The organism is Nocardia sp. NPDC051463 (genome assembly GCF_040681975.1).
In the GTDB taxonomy this organism is placed as follows: domain Bacteria; phylum Actinomycetota; class Actinomycetes; order Mycobacteriales; family Mycobacteriaceae; genus Nocardia.
Genome location: NZ_JBFBAB010000018.1, coordinates 79,419 through 94,789, shown reverse-complemented (window position 1 = coordinate 94,789; position 15,371 = coordinate 79,419). Strand labels below are relative to the sequence as shown.

The following is a 15,371-nucleotide window of genomic DNA, read 5'->3' as shown; positions in this document are numbered from 1 at the left end:
GTCGCTGAATGGACTGTGCTGAAAAGTTTGCGAGCGTGCGACACACCCGAAGTAAATCGGTAACGCAACGCCGAAGATCGAGGGTACCAGCCACGGCTTGGCACACGAAATCGGTGCATCCGCCAGCCGGGCCACTGCGACGGACCCGCCGGTTCGTCGAACAGAATTTTCACACGCAACGCAGGAGTGATGCAAGAAATTTACCTGTGTCTCACACGGCAAAGCCGCTGCATGGCGCACGATTCTTGGATGACCTCCGCCTCGCCGCCGCGCTCGGCCCGATCTGCTGCGCCGCCGCCGGTCCGAGCGGACGGACGTGCGGGTGGCCAGAGACGGCCACCTGCCACCGGACTGTTCGAGGGTTATCGACCCGGCCGTTATGCCCAGGCCTTCGACGAGATGTTCGACAGCTCGGGTCGGGTCCGGCGGCCATACGAAGGAATCTTCTCCGCGCTCGCGCCCATCGATGTGGCGGACCTCGCGGCCCGTTCGGACGCCCTGGATCGCGCCTTCATCAATCAGGGCATCACGTTCTCGCTGTCGGGTCAGGAGCGGCCGTTCCCGCTGGATCTGGTGCCCCGGGTCATCGCGGCCGCCGAATGGAACAAGCTGGAGCGCGGCATCAAGCAGCGGGTGACCGCGCTGGAGCTGTTTCTCGCCGACATCTACGGCGGGCAGAACATCCTGCGCGAGGAGGTGATCCCGAAACGCCTGGTCACCTCTTGTCAGCATTTTCACCGGGAGGCCGCCGGGCTGCTGCCGCGCAACGGTGTGCGCATCCATGTCGCGGGCATAGACCTGGTCCGTGACCAGCACGGCGAATTCCGGGTCCTCGAGGACAACCTGCGTTCGCCGTCGGGTGTCTCCTATGTGATGGAGAATCGCCGCACCATGGCACGGGTCTTTCCGGACCTGTTCTCCTCGCATCTGGTGCGCGCGGTGGGTGACTACCCGAGCCATCTGATGCGGGCGTTGCGCGCCTCCGCCGCGCCGAACGAGGCCGATCCGACGGTCGTCGTGCTGACTCCCGGTGTCTACAACTCGGCCTACTTCGAGCACTCGCTGCTGGCCAGACAGATGGGTGTGGAGTTGGTCGAGGGTAGGGATCTGTTCTGCCGGGACAACGTCGTGTACATGCGCACCACGGCGGGGGAGCGGCAGGTCGATGTGATCTACCGGCGTATCGACGACGCCTTCCTCGACCCGATGCACTTCCGTCCCGATTCGGTGCTCGGCGTCGCGGGTTTGCTGAATGCCGCACGCGCGGGCAATGTCGTCATCTCCAGCGCGATCGGCAACGGCGTCGGCGACGACAAGCTGATCTATGCCTATGTGCCGATGATCATCGAGTACTACCTCGGTGAGAAGCCGGTGCTGCCGAACGTCGATACTTACCGCTGCTGGCTGGACGACGAGCGGGCAGAGGTGCTCGACCGGATCGGTGAGCTGGTGGTCAAGCCGGTGGAGGGGTCCGGCGGCTACGGCATCGTCATCGGACCGGACGCCACGCTGCGCGAGTTGGACGCCGCCCGCCGCAGGATCAAGGCGGACCCGCGTGGTTGGGTCGCGCAGCCGGTGGTTCAGTTGTCCACCGTGCCGACCAAGATCGGCAACGAACTGGTGCCACGCCACGTCGACCTGCGGCCTTTCGCGGTCAACGACGGCGACGACATCTGGGTGCTGCCCGGCGGGCTGACCAGGGTCGCGCTGCCGGAGGGCTCCCTGGTGGTCAACTCGAGCCAGGGGGGCGGCAGCAAGGACACCTGGGTGTTGTCCGGACGCGACTCGCTCGCCGACCGGGAACTGGCGGGTGCGGAGCTGGTCAGCGAACCGCCGCAATCGGATTCGCGTGAACTCGGCCGGGAACTGACTACCGAGCAGTCGAATCAGCAACAACAACAGCAGCAACAGTCCGGTCCGGGGGTGGTGCGCTGATGTTGGCCCGCAATGCCGAATCGCTGTACTGGATCGGACGCTACGTCGAGCGTGCCGACGACACCGCGCGCATCCTCGACGTGGCGGTGCATCAGCTGCTGGAGGACGCGACGGTCGATCCGGACCGTACTTCGCGAGTGTTGTTGCGGGTGCTCGGTATCGAGCCGCCCGAGGGTGAACTCGATGTCTGGTCGGTCACCGATCTGGTGGCGTTCAGTCCCGAGCACGCAGCATCGATCACCAATTCGATCGCGAACGCTCGCGAGAACGCCAGGGGCGCGAGAGAAGTCGCTTCCAGCGAAATGTGGGAGTGCCTGAACGCCACCTACATCGGGCTCGCGGCCGCCGAACACGCCGCCCGCAGCCTCGGGCCGCACGAGTTCTTCCACTACATCACGGACCGGGCGGCCATGTTCGCCGGACTGTCGGATTCGACGCTCAGTCGCGACGACGGTTACCGATTCCTACTGCTCGGCCGCTCCATCGAACGCGCGGATATGACTGTGCGGCTACTGCTTTCGCGGGCAGGTGACCGCACCTCGTCACCGGCCTGGGTGACGGTGCTGCGCTCGGCAGGCGCGCACGACACCTATCTGCGCACCCATCGCGGCGCGCTCGACGCCAATCTGGTGGCCGAATTCATTCTGCTCGACCGGCTTTTCCCGCGCTCGCTGTTCCATTCGGTGCGGGTTGCCGAGGACTGTCTCGCCGAACTCGACCAACGGCCGACCAGCCGGGTCGGCGCACGGCACGAGGCGCAGCGACTACTCGGCCGAGCCCGCAGTGAACTCGAATTCCTGCCGCCCGGAGTGCTGCTGGAGGACCTGCAGAATCGGTTGCTGTTGCTGCAGAGGAACTTCCGCGAGGTCGGCGAGGCGATCGCGCTGCAATATTTCCATGCCGCGCCGTGGGTGGCGTGGACCGATCTGCGCAGCGGGCACGACAACCACGCGCAGGTGGAGGGAGAACTGTGAGCTGGCGGATTCGAGTGGTGCACACCACCGGTTATGTGTATGACGCGCCGGTCACCCGGTCGTTCAACGAGGCCCGGCTCACCCCACGCGCCGACACCAGGCAGAACGTCATCCTCAATCGGGTGGAGACGGTGCCATCGACCCGCTCTTACCGCTACACCGATTATTGGGGCACCGCGGTCACCTCCTTCGACCTGCATGCGCCGCACACCGAATTAGAGGTCACCGGCTCCTCGGTGGTGGAGACCGAGCCGTTCGCAGGCCCGGCCGAGGAACTGGGCTGGGAAGAGCTGCGTCGCGAACGGATCGCCGACCGGTTCGACGAAATGCTCGCCGCCACCGCCTCTGTGCCTGCGGATCGAAAACTGGCGACCGTCGCTCGGCAGCTGGCGCGCGGGGTGCCACCGGCGAAAGCTGTGGTGCGAGCCGCTGAATGGGTGCATCAGGAGATGACCTATCTGGCCGGAACCACCTGCGTGCACACCTCGGCCGTGCAAGCGTTCGCCGAACGGCAAGGCGTCTGCCAGGACTACGCACACCTCACCCTGGTGCTGTTACGCAGCATGGGCATACCGAGTCGCTACGTCTCCGGATACCTGCATCCCCATCCGGACGCCGAGATCAACACCACCGTGGCCGGGCAATCGCACGCCTGGATCGAGGCATGGACCGGCCAGTGGTGGGGCTATGACCCGACCAACAACATCGCCATCAACGAACAGCACGTATCGGTCGGCGTCGGTCGCGATTACGCGGATGTGCCGCCGCTGAAGGGAATCTTTTCCGGTGGCGGCTCCACGGACCTCGCGGTCGTCGTGGAGATCACCCGCCTCGCCTAGAGTCCGGCCGGTTCCACGCTATATCCGGTCGCCGATGCCCCGGGAACCTGCGATCGACCGGGTCTGGGTACCCCGGCGCGCCAGCCGGGTGTCCGGGAAATCGGTCGTCGCAGGTCGAGGGTTGTTGTGGAGCACAACTACCTCGCGTAACGTCCCGATCGGATCGACTACTTCGGCACTATCGAACGCAGCAGGACCTCAGGCAGAACCAGTGTGCTCCCCGTGCACGCGGGGTGTTCTCGCGGAAGGTGACATGTATGCCCACTGCTCAGGAAGTCATCGAGGAAGCCACAGAGCTAGCACCGACTCCGGACTCCAAGAAATGGGCCGCCGAAGCGCTCGGCACGTTCGTTCTTGTGATCGGGGGTGTCGGCACCGCGGTGCTGGCCGGTGAGCGGGTCGGTGCGCTCGGTGTGGCGTTCGCCTTCGGGCTGACCCTGTTGTTCTTGGTGTACGCGATCGGGCCGATCTCGGGCTGCCACGTGAATCCGGCGGTGACTGTCGGGCAGCTGTTGTTGGGCCGATTGTCGGTGATTTCGGCGGCAGGTTATGTGATCGCCCAGCTCATCGGCGCGTTCCTGGCCGGTCTCGTGCTGTTCGCCCTCGCGAAGAACCTGCCGTCCTACGATCGCGCGGCCGACGGGCTCGGCGCCAACGGTTGGGGTCAGCACAGCCCATCAGCGAAGACCGGGCCGCTCGGCGCGGTCGTCATCCAAAACGGCTACGGCCTGGCCGCGGTGATCATCATCGAGGTGATGCTGACCGCGCTACTGGTGTTCGTGGTGCTCGCCTCGACCGACCAGCTTTCCGACGTTCCGCTGGCCGGCCTCTCGATCGGCGTTACCCTGACCGTCATCCATCTGGTCGCGATCCCGGTGGACAACGCCGCGATCAACCCCGCCCGTTCCCTTGCCGTCGCGCCTTATCAGGACGGCGCGATGGGCCAGGTCTGGGCCTTCGTCGTCTTCCCACTGATCGGCGGAGTCCTCGGCGCGCTGGTCTATGGCCTACTCTTCGGCCGCTCTCGCGACATGATCAGCTGAGCAACCGGCCTAACGGACAACCCGAGCCCGGGTCGCACGTTCCCATGGATGTGTCGGCCCGGGCTCGCGCGTTGTCGGCCGCTCCCGCCGACGTGATCGAAGCAGTTCGATCGGCGCGCAGTCCGCTGGCGGACCACTCCCGATTCGGTCGCGGCACCGGATCGAGGCGCCGCGCCACAGGTCAGGGTGACCAGGGCCGGGATCGGGAACAGCAGCAGGAAGAGGTTCGGGATCCACGAGGTGAGGCTGAAGTCGCCGCGCAGGGCCCAGAATGCGATGGCCTGGAGGCCGGCGGTGCTGGTCAACTCCAGCGGTATTCGATGACCAGCCGGTGTGCGACCAGGTCGAATGTCTTGCGCTCCACGATGGCACCTTCCCTGCGGATGCCGTCCTCGGGCACATCGAGCACCCGATCGAGACGGACCCAGCTCGGCCTGCCCTCATGATCCCAACTGCCGCTACCGATCCCGACCCAATTGCGGTCGTGCGCCCGCGCCGGATTCGACGAGAGCATCAGCCCGAGCAGGGTCCTGCGATCGCGCCCCACGACCAGGACGGGACGGTCCTTGCCGTTATGGGGGTCCTCTTCGTAGGGCACCCAGGTCCACACGATTTCGCCGGGGTCGGCCCGGCCGTCCAGGTGCGGCGAGTAGACGATCTGCCTCGCGCGTTCGGCGGTCGGCACGGGCTCGGAGGCAGTGGGGCGCACGGCGAGGGCGGGTGTTCTGCGTTGCGCGATCGAGCCGACCGCACGTTCCAGCAACGACGAGCGGCGCAGTTTGTCGACGAGCTGAGGTCCCTGCTGCTTGACGATCTTGGGACCCTGTTCCTTCGCGATGAGGCCTAGCTGCTTGCCGAGAGAATTCCAACTTCGGGCCATCTCTGGAGAATAACTGTGTTTTTTGGCAGCGCCTGCGGCGCTGCGGGTTCGCGGCCCCGAAGGCTCGCGTCCGAGCGGCCGAGACTCGCGACTTCGTCGCATGCGCTTCGGCCGCTCGGACGCGAGCCGGCCGCGAACGGTCGCTCGTAAGACTCGCTCCGTGGTGGGTGGGTTGGCGAGTCGGCTTGTGAGGCGGCTTCGGCGGTGGACGGTGGCTTGTGAGGCGGCTTCGGCGGTGGACGGTGGCTTGTAGGACTTGCTTTGTGGTGGGTTGGCGAGTCGGCTTGTGAGGCGGCTTCGGCGGTTGCTTCGAGGCGGGCCGGCGGTGAACGGTTGCACCTGATATTCGGGCTGGTGCCGAGGTTTGTGCGGGGTCGCCGGACCGGCGGCGGACTCGGGTGTCTGCCCATGGGACGATAGACGGCAGTTCGCCGATACCAAATGAGGAGTGGAGTGCCCGCCAGCTTCGCCGACACGACGTTCACCGATCCCGCGCGGATCCGGAACTTCTGCATCATCGCGCACATCGACCATGGAAAGTCGACGCTGGCCGATCGCATGCTGCAGCTGACCGGTGTGGTCGAAGAGCGGCAGATGCGCGCCCAGTATCTGGACCGGATGGATATCGAGCGCGAGCGCGGAATCACGATCAAGGCCCAGAATGTCCGGCTGCCGTGGCAGGTGGACGGCACCGACTACGTGTTGCACCTGATCGACACGCCCGGCCACGTCGACTTCACCTACGAGGTGTCGCGGGCGCTCGAGGCGTGCGAGGGCGCGGTGCTGCTGGTGGACGCGGCGCAGGGCATCGAGGCGCAGACGCTGGCGAATCTGTATCTCGCGCTGGACAAGGATCTGACGATCATCCCGGTGCTGAACAAGATCGACCTGCCCGCCGCCGACCCCGATCGCTACGCAAGCGAGATCGCGCACATCATCGGCTGCGAACCCGACGATGTGCTGCGCGTGTCGGGCAAGACCGGCGTCGGTGTCGCGGAGTTGCTCGACGAGGTGATCAAGACCATCCCGGCGCCGGTCGGCGATCCCGACGCGCCCGCCCGCGCGATGATCTTCGACTCCGTCTACGACACCTACCGTGGCGTGGTCACCTACGTTCGTGTGGTGGACGGCAAGATCGTGCCGCGCGAGAAGATCAAGATGATGTCGACCGGCGCGACCCACGAACTGCTCGAGGTCGGCATCGTCTCCCCGGAACCCAAGCCCACTCAGGGGCTCGGCGTCGGCGAGGTCGGCTACCTGATCACCGGTGTGAAGGACGTGCGCCAGTCCAAGGTCGGCGACACCGTGACCGCCGCCCGCAACGGCGCCACCGAACCGCTGACCGGCTACCGCGAGCCGCGCCCGATGGTGTACTCGGGTCTCTACCCGGTGGACGGCTCGGACTATCCCGATCTGCGTGACGCCCTGGACAAGCTGCAGCTCAACGATGCCGCCTTGACCTATGAGCCGGAAACCTCCGTGGCGCTGGGCTTCGGCTTCCGCTGCGGCTTCCTCGGCCTGCTGCACATGGAGATCACCCGGGAGCGGTTGCAGCGGGAGTTCGATCTCGACCTGATCTCCACCGCGCCGAACGTGGTGTACCGCGTGGTGATGGAGGACGGCACCGAGCACGTCGTTACCAACCCCTCGTACTGGCCGGAAGGCAAGGTGCGCACCGTCTTCGAGCCGGAGGTGAAGTGCACTGTCATCTCGCCGAGCGAGTTCATCGGCTCGATCATGGAGCTGTGCCAGCAGCGCCGCGGCGAGCTGGGCGGCATGGACTACCTGTCGGAGACCCGCGTCGAGCTGCGCTACACCATGCCGATGGCCGAGATCATCTTCGACTTCTTCGATTCGTTGAAGTCGCGCACTCGCGGCTACGCCAGCCTCGATTACGAGGAGTCGGGCGAGCAGATCTCGCAGCTGGTCAAGGTGGACATCCTGCTGCAGGGCGAGGCGGTGGACGCGTTCTCCGCGATCGTGCACAAGGACGCCGCCCAGGCCTACGGCAACAAGATGACGACCAAGCTGCGTGAGCTCATCCCGCGTCAGCAGTTCGAGGTGCCCATCCAGGCCGCGATCGGCTCGAAGATCATTGCCCGCGAGAACATTCGCGCCATCCGCAAGGATGTGCTCGCCAAGTGCTACGGCGGTGACATCAGCCGTAAGCGCAAGCTGCTGGAGAAGCAGAAGGAAGGCAAGAAGCGGATGAAGACCATCGGTCGCGTGGAGGTTCCGCAGGAAGCCTTCGTCGCGGCGTTGTCTTCGGATGCGGCGTCCGACAAGCCGAAGGGCAAGTAGTCGACCCGGTTGGGGCGCGGACTCGTCGCTGGTAGTGCGTGCGTTGTCGACCAATCGCGTGCCGAGCAGGTGCCAGGAGCAGGGCGACGACTGCGGCGGAGCCCGGATTCAATCCTCATAACCGAGTTCGATCGATCGCCTGTGCGGTCCAGCGTGAGACTGAGGATGTACGCGTCGAGCTGATCGGCGTCTGGTGAGTGCCGTCATGCTGAGGTCTCCTCGCGGCGTTGCCGCCGACCGATCGGCGGCGCGAGATCGACGGTAGGTAGCGGATCGTCAGCGCGCCTCGAGCATTTGTCAGAGATCTCTTGATCTTCTTCGACCCGACTTCGGCGCGTGGGTGCGAGGGGGCGCCAGCGGTGTGGATCGGCACCGGTAGTGGCACATATTTGAGGCTGCGTCCGGTTTGTAATGCCCCGGGAAAAAGGGCTTCCGTTCTGGTAATTGCCATGGCAGGGTGGCCGGAGAATGTGACAGCTGTGATTTCCGGAAATATCGTTAGGTGATCTTCACTCGGGTCTGCCCGGCGTTGGTGAGGATGCTGGAAACCCGAGAGTGGAGCTTGCATGACGAGTGACCTGCCCTTCGACAGCAACGACACCGAAGCTGACGACCGCGCGGGCGATACCGCGTACCGCATTGCCACCGGCGTAGCGCGGGTGGCGAGGGCGGGCGCCTACGTGACCGGCGGCGCCCTGGTGGCGTCCAACGGCGGTGGCGCACCCACTCATCCGGGTTCGCAACGGCTCGACAGCTGGCACACCGGTTGGGCTGCGGGCGGCACCGACCCGGAACCCGATGCGCCCAGCCCGGTGGTGACTTTCCCGGAACCGGATCCGCATTCGATCCCCGCGCCGCCGCTCGCACGCGACAGCCACCACGGCTTCCAGATGCCGTCTTTCCCGGCCGCGCCGGTGGCTCCCCATGGACACGCGCCGTCCAATGGGGCTTACATCCAGGTAGGTGCGCCCGAAGGGCACACCCCCTCGACGCCGAATTGGTCGGAGACCACCAAGCCGAATTGGTCGGAGTCCACCAACACACCCACATTGCGCCCGCCATCCACCAACGAATGGGGCGACCCGACACCGCAACCGCACGCACCGTCGGGTCTGCCCGGATTGCAGCTGCCCGAGTGGCACGCGCCCAGTTGGTGGGACGCGATCACCGGCGGCAAGGCCGACAAGTCCGAGGACAGCGATTCGGCCGAGAGCGGACCTGGTCTCGGACTACCGGGGCACGGGTTGGGCCCCTCCGGTCATGGCTTCGGCCTTCCCGATAGCGGTGGTCTGGTCCCGCCGGGCAACGTATTCGGCCTGACCAGGGTTCCGGTCGCGGACAGCGCGAAAGTGCAACCGATCAGCGATAAAGCGACCGACAGCGTACCGGGCCACGTGTCCGACGAGGCGCCGAATGCCGTGCCGGGCCATGTGTCCGACGAGGCGTCGAATGCTGTGCCGGGCCACATGTTCGACGAGGCGCCGAATGCTGTGCCGGGCCACATGTTCGACGGTATGCCCGGTCATTACCTGGACGGGATGTCCGGTGACTACCCGGTCGGGATGGCCGACGGGGCCTCGGGCCACCATCCCTTCGATGGAGTCGGCAACGGCGACTTCGGCATCTACCTCGGCGCCCAGGCCGAGGTGCAGGTGCACGCGGAGTTCGAGGTGGACTTCAGCATCGGCCCCAAGGGCGCGTATGTGAGCACCAACCTCGAGGTGGAAGCCTCCGCGGGTCTGAAGGTCGTCGCGGCCGCGGGTACCAATGTCGGTGATCAGGTCGACCGGTTCAACGACTGGCTCGACAACAGCGGTCACGGCACGCCCTCCGCGAGTCCGTCCGGACGTTCGACCTCGGATCAGCATGGAAATACCTCGGGCGCTTCGGGTCTCGGCAGCGGCGGAGTCGGCCATCAGTCGGTGGCGTCCGCAGTTGCTCCCGCCGCAGTTGCACCGCCGGCGTTCTCCACTATCGCCGCCCAGCCGCTCGCACCGATACCGACGCCTATCGCGCCGCCCGCACCTGTGAGTGTCGTGCAACCGGTGGCGGTCACCCCGCTACAAACCACGATCCAGCCGGACGCGGCAAGCACACCGATCGCCAATGTGCTTGCGCCGCCACCCGGTCCGTCGCCGCTGACCGCGCCCGCCGCGGCGCTGCCCACGCTGTTCGACCAGTATGTGCAGCCAGTCCCGGTGAAGCCGGTGATGGTGGATCCGCCGACCGCGACCCTGGTGCCGACCGCGACCCTGGTGCCGACCGTAACCGTGCCGACCACCATTACCCACTCGCTGCCGACTCCCGGCAACGTCCTCACCGATCCCGACACCACGAAGCTCCCTGACCTCGGCACGAAACTGCCGACCGCGGGTGTCACTCCGACGCCGGGCGCGGGCACCGGAATCGACCTGACCAAGACGCCAGGCGTGCCCGGCACCCAGACGCCGGGAACGAGCGTCGTTCCCACCCGCCCCTCGATGCCGGGTGACGATGTGACGCTGCCGAGTACCGGCGGCGCTGGTGCGGGCACTACCGGCCATACCGTGCCCACCACGCATACCCAACCGAGCGTCGATATTCCGACGGTGGATATGCCGTCCCAGCAGCCTTCGCTGCCGCAGCCGACGCTCTCGCATGCCGCGCCCGCGCCGACGATGGTCCCGATCACTCCGACGATGGACATCGACATGCCGACTGTCCCACTGCCCACCGGGAATCCGATGCCCACCGGACAGGGTCCGGCCACGATCCAGCCGCCGATCGGTGGACTCGATCCGAAACCGCACGGGATCGCGGGGGAACTCGACGACCCGATGGCCACGCTGCTGTCGCACAGCGTTTCGTCGATGTACGCAGCACCCGTCGCCGACGACCATTCGGCGTTCACGCTCATGGCGGCAGGTGGCCTGTCCGCCCCGCTCATGCCGGAGGCGAGTTTCCACGAGGCTCAGCACTTGCTTCCCGATGGGCTGGACAATGCGCTGATCTAGTCGAGAGCACTGCGCCCATCACAGGGTGCGTGTACGCGCCCGCATACCGGCATGTCATCGTTGAGCGACGTGAATCGGAGTCAGGAGGAGTGTTGTCTGCCGCTGCCGGGTTGGAGACCGTGACGGTGAAACATCCGGAGGCGATGGCGCCGCTCATCCGAATTCTCGACGAACTGCGGGAGATGACCGGTTCCGTCGGCCGCGACGATCTCGGCGGGCGCCTCGATCTGGTGCGGGCCAGGGTCAGTGATCCTCGGGTACGGCTTGTCGTCGTCGGGGATCCCAAGAATGGGATGAGCACCCTGGTCAACAGCTTGGTCGGGGCGCAGGTGAGTGCGACCGACAGTGCGGTGAGCGTTCCGGTGATCGTGGAGTACGCACCGGAACCCACTGCGACCCTGGTGAAGACGATCGGCAACGGTCGCACCGAACGCCAGTCGGTCGATCCGCTCGACCCCGGCCTCGCGCTCAACGCCAAGGGCGTGATCCGCGCCGAATTCACCGAGCCGAGCGCGTTGCTCGCCGACGGTGTCGTGGTAATGGACGCCCCCGGTGCGAGCGGTGACGACAGCACCACCTGGTCGATGATCACCGCGGCTGACGCGGTCCTCTACGTCGCTGAAGCAGGCGCTGAACTCACTCAGCACCAGATCGACCATTTGCAGCGTATCCAGCAGGTGTGCCCGACGGTCATCTGCGTACTCAACAAGATCGACCTATATCCGCACTGGTCGCACATTCAGCAGCGCAACCGTGATCTGCTCGACGCGGCCGGGTTGGGGTTCGCGGTCGCACCGGTTTCCGCGCAGCTGCATCGAGAGGCCGCGGACTACCAACGCGACATCGAGTCCGGCGTGCCGCAGCTCATCGATCACCTGCGCGACTACGTGGTGGCAAGGGCCGACACCATCGCGATCGAAGCTGCGGCACAGGACATCCGGCTTGTCACTGATCATCTGGCTATGACGCTGGGGACCGAGGTGCAAGTACTGCGTGATCCGCGCAGGCGTTCCGAGATCGCCGGACAGCTCGTCGCCGCCCGTGATCGGGCCGACCAACTGCGGCAACGCTCTGCGAACTGGCAGATCACCCTCGTCGACGGCAGCGCCGAACTGATGGCCGACATCGAGCACGACCTGCGGCACCGGCTGCGTAGCCTGGTCCGCGAGGCCGAGGCCGAGATCGCCGACACCGATCCGGCACGTCGGTGGAAGGAATTCGGCTCCGATCTGGACGCGCGGATCTGCGAGGCCGTCGAGGAGAACTTCGCGATGGCGCATTACCGTTCGATGGAGCTGTCCGAACAGGTCGCGGGAAGGTTTCCGCCGGACCACCGCGCCCCGCAGTTGCCGGATCTGCGCCTGGAGAACCCGGGTGAGGTGCTCGAGCCGGTGCAGCCACTCGATTCCTTGGAGAGCGCGAAATCCGGTGTCACCGAACAGTTCCTATCCGCGATGCGTGGTTCCTACGGTGGCATTCTCATGATCGGTCTTGTGACGAGTGCGCTGGACATGTCGCTGGTGAACTGGTATTCGGGCGCTGCGGGTGCGCTGCTGGGAATCAATGCGCTATGGGATGTGCGCAAGGCACGCAGGCAACGTCGTCGTGCCGAGGCCAAGGCTGCGGTGTCACGGTTGATGGACGACGTGATCTTCCAGGTGAGCAAGGAATTGCGAAATCGCTTGCGCGCCGTACAGCGGGTACTGCGCGATCACTTCACCGAAGTAGGCGCCGACGTCTCGCGTACGGCCGACGATGCAGTGCGAGCGGCTGAGGACGCGTACGCGAAGTATGGCGAACGTGGCCAAGACCGGGTTGCGGATCTCGACACACAGCTCGGGCGGTTGCGGTCGCTGCGCACCCGCGTCGACCACTTGACCACGGTCGGCTGAGATGGGTGTTGCTGTGCGGCTTGTGGTCAGCCGGGGTGGCTGGCGGGAGTGTGGGCAGGCTGGAACGCACCGGTGTGCCGTGATTCCTCGGCGCGGATCACATGCATGACCGCGTTGATCAGCGCCAGGTGGGTGAATGCTTGGGGGTAGTTGCCAAGGTGGCGGCCGCTACGCGAATCGATCTCCTCGGCGTAGAGCCGCAGCGGGCTCGCGTAGCCGAGCAGGCGTTCGCACAGGTGCCTTGCTCGCTGTAGCTCACCGATCTCCACCAGTGCCGACACCAGCCAGAACGAGCAGATGGTGAAGGTGCCCTCCTCGCCGCTGAGTCCGTCGTCGGTGGTTTCGGTCCGGTACCGCAGCACCAGGCCGTTCTCGGTGAGCCGGTCGGCGATCGAGAGCACGGTGGCGCGCACTCGATGGTCGGTGGGTGGCAGGAACCGCGTCAGCACCACCAGCAGCAGTGAGGCGTCCAAGGTGTCGCCGCCGTAGGTCTGGGTGAATACTCCGTTGGTGGTCACTCCGTTGGCCAGCACGTCTGCCTTGATCTGCTCGGCAATCGTGTACCACTCGGTAGCGGCCTCGAACTGGCCGTGCAGTTCGGCCAGTTTCGCACCGCGATCCAGCGCCACCCAACACATCACCTTCGACGAGGTGAAATGCTGTGGCTCGCCACGTACTTCCCAGATACCCCGGTCGGGCTCCTGCCAGTGCGCGATCGCCGCGCGCACCTGGCGTTCCAACAGCGGCCACAGTGTCTCCGGTACCTGCTGGCGCGACTTCACGTGCAAGTACACAGCGTCGAGCATGGTGCCCCAGATGTCGTGCTGGTCTTGGTTGTACGCACCATTGCCGATGCGAACCGGTCGCGCCCCGTCGTAGCCGGACAGGTGGTCGAGGGTGGATTCGGTGATCTCCCGTTCGCCTCCGATGCCGTAAAGCACCTGCAGCGGAACGGGTTCGCCGTTTTCGCCGGTGGTGGCGTCGTTGAGGAAGGCGAAGAAGTCGTCGGCCTCACGATCGAGGCCGAGGGTGTAGAGGCCCCACAGCGCGAAGCTGGAGTCGCGCACCCAGCTGTAGCGGTAGTCCCAGTTACGTTGGCCGCCAGGCGTTTCGGGCAGCGAGGTCGTTGCGGCGGCCATCAGTGCGCCGGTCGGCGCGTAGGTGAGGCCTTTCAAGGTCAGTGCACTGCGCTGCAGGTAGTTGCGCCACGGATGGTCCGGGAATTTGCCGAGGGTGATCCACTGCCGCCAGCATTCGGTCGTTGCCCACATCTTCTGGGCCGCGTCCTCGAAGGTGCGTGGGGCGGGCAACTCCGACCAGGTCAATGCGACGAATACCTCGTCGCCCTCCTTCATCCGGGTCCTGGCGCGCGCCTCACGGCCTTCCAGCCCCAGCCGCAGATCGGTGGTCAGAACCAGCGTCGGGCCCGCGCCAGGGTCGACGGTGCGCACCGCGGTGGCCTCCTCGTAGACCTTGCCCGTGTATTGCCAGCTAGCCGTCGAACGGTGGTAGTCGAAGGCGGGTTCGCAGCTCATCTCGAGTTCCACCGTGCCGTTCACGCACTTCACCGTGCGCAGCAGGGTGTGCTCGGCATCCCAGTCCATCGGGGTGCGGCGATGGGTCTTGCTGCGCTGATCGTTGTTGTGCCACGGGCCGAGCACCAGGGCGTCGCGCACGATGATCCAGCCGGTGTCGGTCTGCCAGGTGGTTTCCAGGATCATCCCGCCGGGCAGATACCTGCGCGCGGCAGGCACATTGACGCCGTATGGGCCGATCCGGAAATGTCCGGCGCTGCGATCGAGCACGGAGCCGAAGATGCTCGGTGAATCCGGGCGCGGCACACACATCCACTCGACCGCGCCATTGCTGGCGATCAAGCACGTGGTCTCGCAGTCCGACAGGAACGCATAGTCGTCGATCGGGGGATAGGTGGCGTGGTGCTGTGACACCGTCATCGGACTCAACGAGGGCAAGCCATCGGGTTCTTGGACGGTCAGATCATCGTAGGACGCCATACCTCATCTTCGTTCCAGCTCGCCCACACGTCCACCGGCCCCCGAGCCGTGCTCGTTTGCGGCTCGTTTATCCGGCGTGAGTAGGCTGTCGCTGTGCATGCGATTGCTGGTTGGTGGGACGGGTTCGAACTGTGGGTGGCCGGATTGCCGTTCATCCCGCAGTTCCTCGTTGTCCTGGTCGGCATGGTCCCGATCAGCTTCGCCATCGCTTACGGCCTCGACCGGGTCTTGCGCGCCGCCATGCACGCCCTCGGCCGCGACCGTGTGGTAGCGGCCGCCGCGCTCCAAGAGCAGGCCCTCCCCGTCGCCGAAGTGCGCGAGCCCGCCCAGAGCGGAGCCCGTTGATGCCACGCTCCCGCGTCCAGCTAGCCCTCGTCGCCCTACTCGTCCTCGTACTCGTGGCCTGGCTGTTCACCCGCTGATCATGGGTGATGGCGTGATTGAAATGGTGGCCGCAGAGGGTCGGGGAGCCGCCATCTCGCTCACGTCGACTCGAGCG

Annotated in this window: 11 protein-coding genes; 8 read left to right on the top strand and 3 right to left on the bottom strand. The window is 65.9% G+C overall.

Annotated features, from left to right (window positions below; genetic code table 11):
• Positions 1–399 precede the first annotated feature (399 nt).
• From AB0M74_RS22760 to AB0M74_RS22745, 4 genes are all read left to right on the top strand, one after another.
• Positions 400–1,935 carry a circularly permuted type 2 ATP-grasp protein gene (locus AB0M74_RS22760; RefSeq protein ID WP_366528326.1) on the top strand — a complete coding sequence of 512 codons (1,536 nt, stop codon included), beginning with the start codon at positions 400–402 and terminating at the stop codon, positions 1,933–1,935.
• The gene (locus AB0M74_RS22755; RefSeq protein WP_366528275.1) at positions 1,935–2,909 is read left to right on the top strand and encodes an alpha-E domain-containing protein; all 975 of its coding nucleotides are present in this window, start codon (positions 1,935–1,937) and stop codon (positions 2,907–2,909) included. The genes AB0M74_RS22760 and AB0M74_RS22755 overlap by 1 nt, the downstream gene beginning before the upstream one ends.
• Positions 2,906–3,748, top strand: a complete 843-nt coding sequence (locus AB0M74_RS22750; protein WP_366528274.1) for a transglutaminase family protein — start codon at positions 2,906–2,908, stop codon at positions 3,746–3,748. The genes AB0M74_RS22755 and AB0M74_RS22750 overlap by 4 nt, the downstream gene beginning before the upstream one ends.
• A gap of 257 nt (positions 3,749–4,005) precedes the next feature.
• A complete protein-coding gene (locus tag AB0M74_RS22745; protein WP_366528273.1) occupies positions 4,006–4,791 on the top strand; it encodes an aquaporin in 786 nt (261 codons plus the stop codon).
• Here AB0M74_RS22745 and AB0M74_RS22740 read toward each other — a convergent pair.
• Together AB0M74_RS22740 and AB0M74_RS22735 are read right to left on the bottom strand one after the other, a co-directional pair.
• Positions 4,749–5,096 carry a DUF5360 family protein gene (locus tag AB0M74_RS22740; RefSeq protein ID WP_366528272.1) on the bottom strand — a complete coding sequence of 116 codons (348 nt, stop codon included), beginning with the start codon at positions 5,094–5,096 and terminating at the stop codon, positions 4,749–4,751. The two genes, AB0M74_RS22745 and AB0M74_RS22740, sit on opposite strands and share 43 nt — an antisense overlap.
• Positions 5,093–5,671: a type II toxin-antitoxin system PemK/MazF family toxin gene (locus AB0M74_RS22735; protein WP_366528271.1), complete on the bottom strand. Its 579-nt coding sequence runs from the start codon at positions 5,669–5,671 to the stop codon at positions 5,093–5,095. The genes AB0M74_RS22740 and AB0M74_RS22735 overlap by 4 nt, the downstream gene beginning before the upstream one ends.
• Before the next feature lie 441 nt (positions 5,672–6,112).
• On the opposite strand from AB0M74_RS22735, the gene lepA reads away from it, so the two are divergent.
• The 3 genes from lepA (at position 6,113) to AB0M74_RS22720 (ending at position 12,857) form a co-directional block, all read left to right on the top strand.
• Complete coding sequence (lepA, locus tag AB0M74_RS22730; RefSeq protein ID WP_366528270.1) at positions 6,113–7,972, top strand: translation elongation factor 4; 1,860 nt, start codon at positions 6,113–6,115, stop codon at positions 7,970–7,972.
• 566 nt (positions 7,973–8,538) lie between these two features.
• Entirely contained in the window at positions 8,539–10,965 is a 2,427-nt protein-coding gene (locus tag AB0M74_RS22725; RefSeq protein ID WP_366528269.1) for a hypothetical protein, read from the top strand.
• Positions 10,966–11,057: 92 nt separating this feature from the next.
• On the top strand, positions 11,058–12,857 hold the full coding sequence (locus tag AB0M74_RS22720) for a dynamin family protein (RefSeq protein WP_366528268.1): 1,800 nt from the start codon (positions 11,058–11,060) through the stop codon (positions 12,855–12,857).
• A gap of 26 nt (positions 12,858–12,883) precedes the next feature.
• On the opposite strand, the gene AB0M74_RS22715 is transcribed toward AB0M74_RS22720, so the two are convergent.
• A complete protein-coding gene (locus AB0M74_RS22715) occupies positions 12,884–14,812 on the bottom strand; it encodes a glycoside hydrolase family 15 protein (RefSeq protein ID WP_366528325.1) in 1,929 nt (642 codons plus the stop codon).
• 153 nt (positions 14,813–14,965) lie between these two features.
• Here AB0M74_RS22715 and AB0M74_RS22710 point away from each other — a divergent pair, with 153 nt between their 5' ends.
• Entirely contained in the window at positions 14,966–15,217 is a 252-nt protein-coding gene (locus tag AB0M74_RS22710) for a hypothetical protein (RefSeq protein ID WP_366528267.1), read from the top strand.
• The last annotated feature ends 154 nt before the right edge of the window (positions 15,218–15,371 follow it).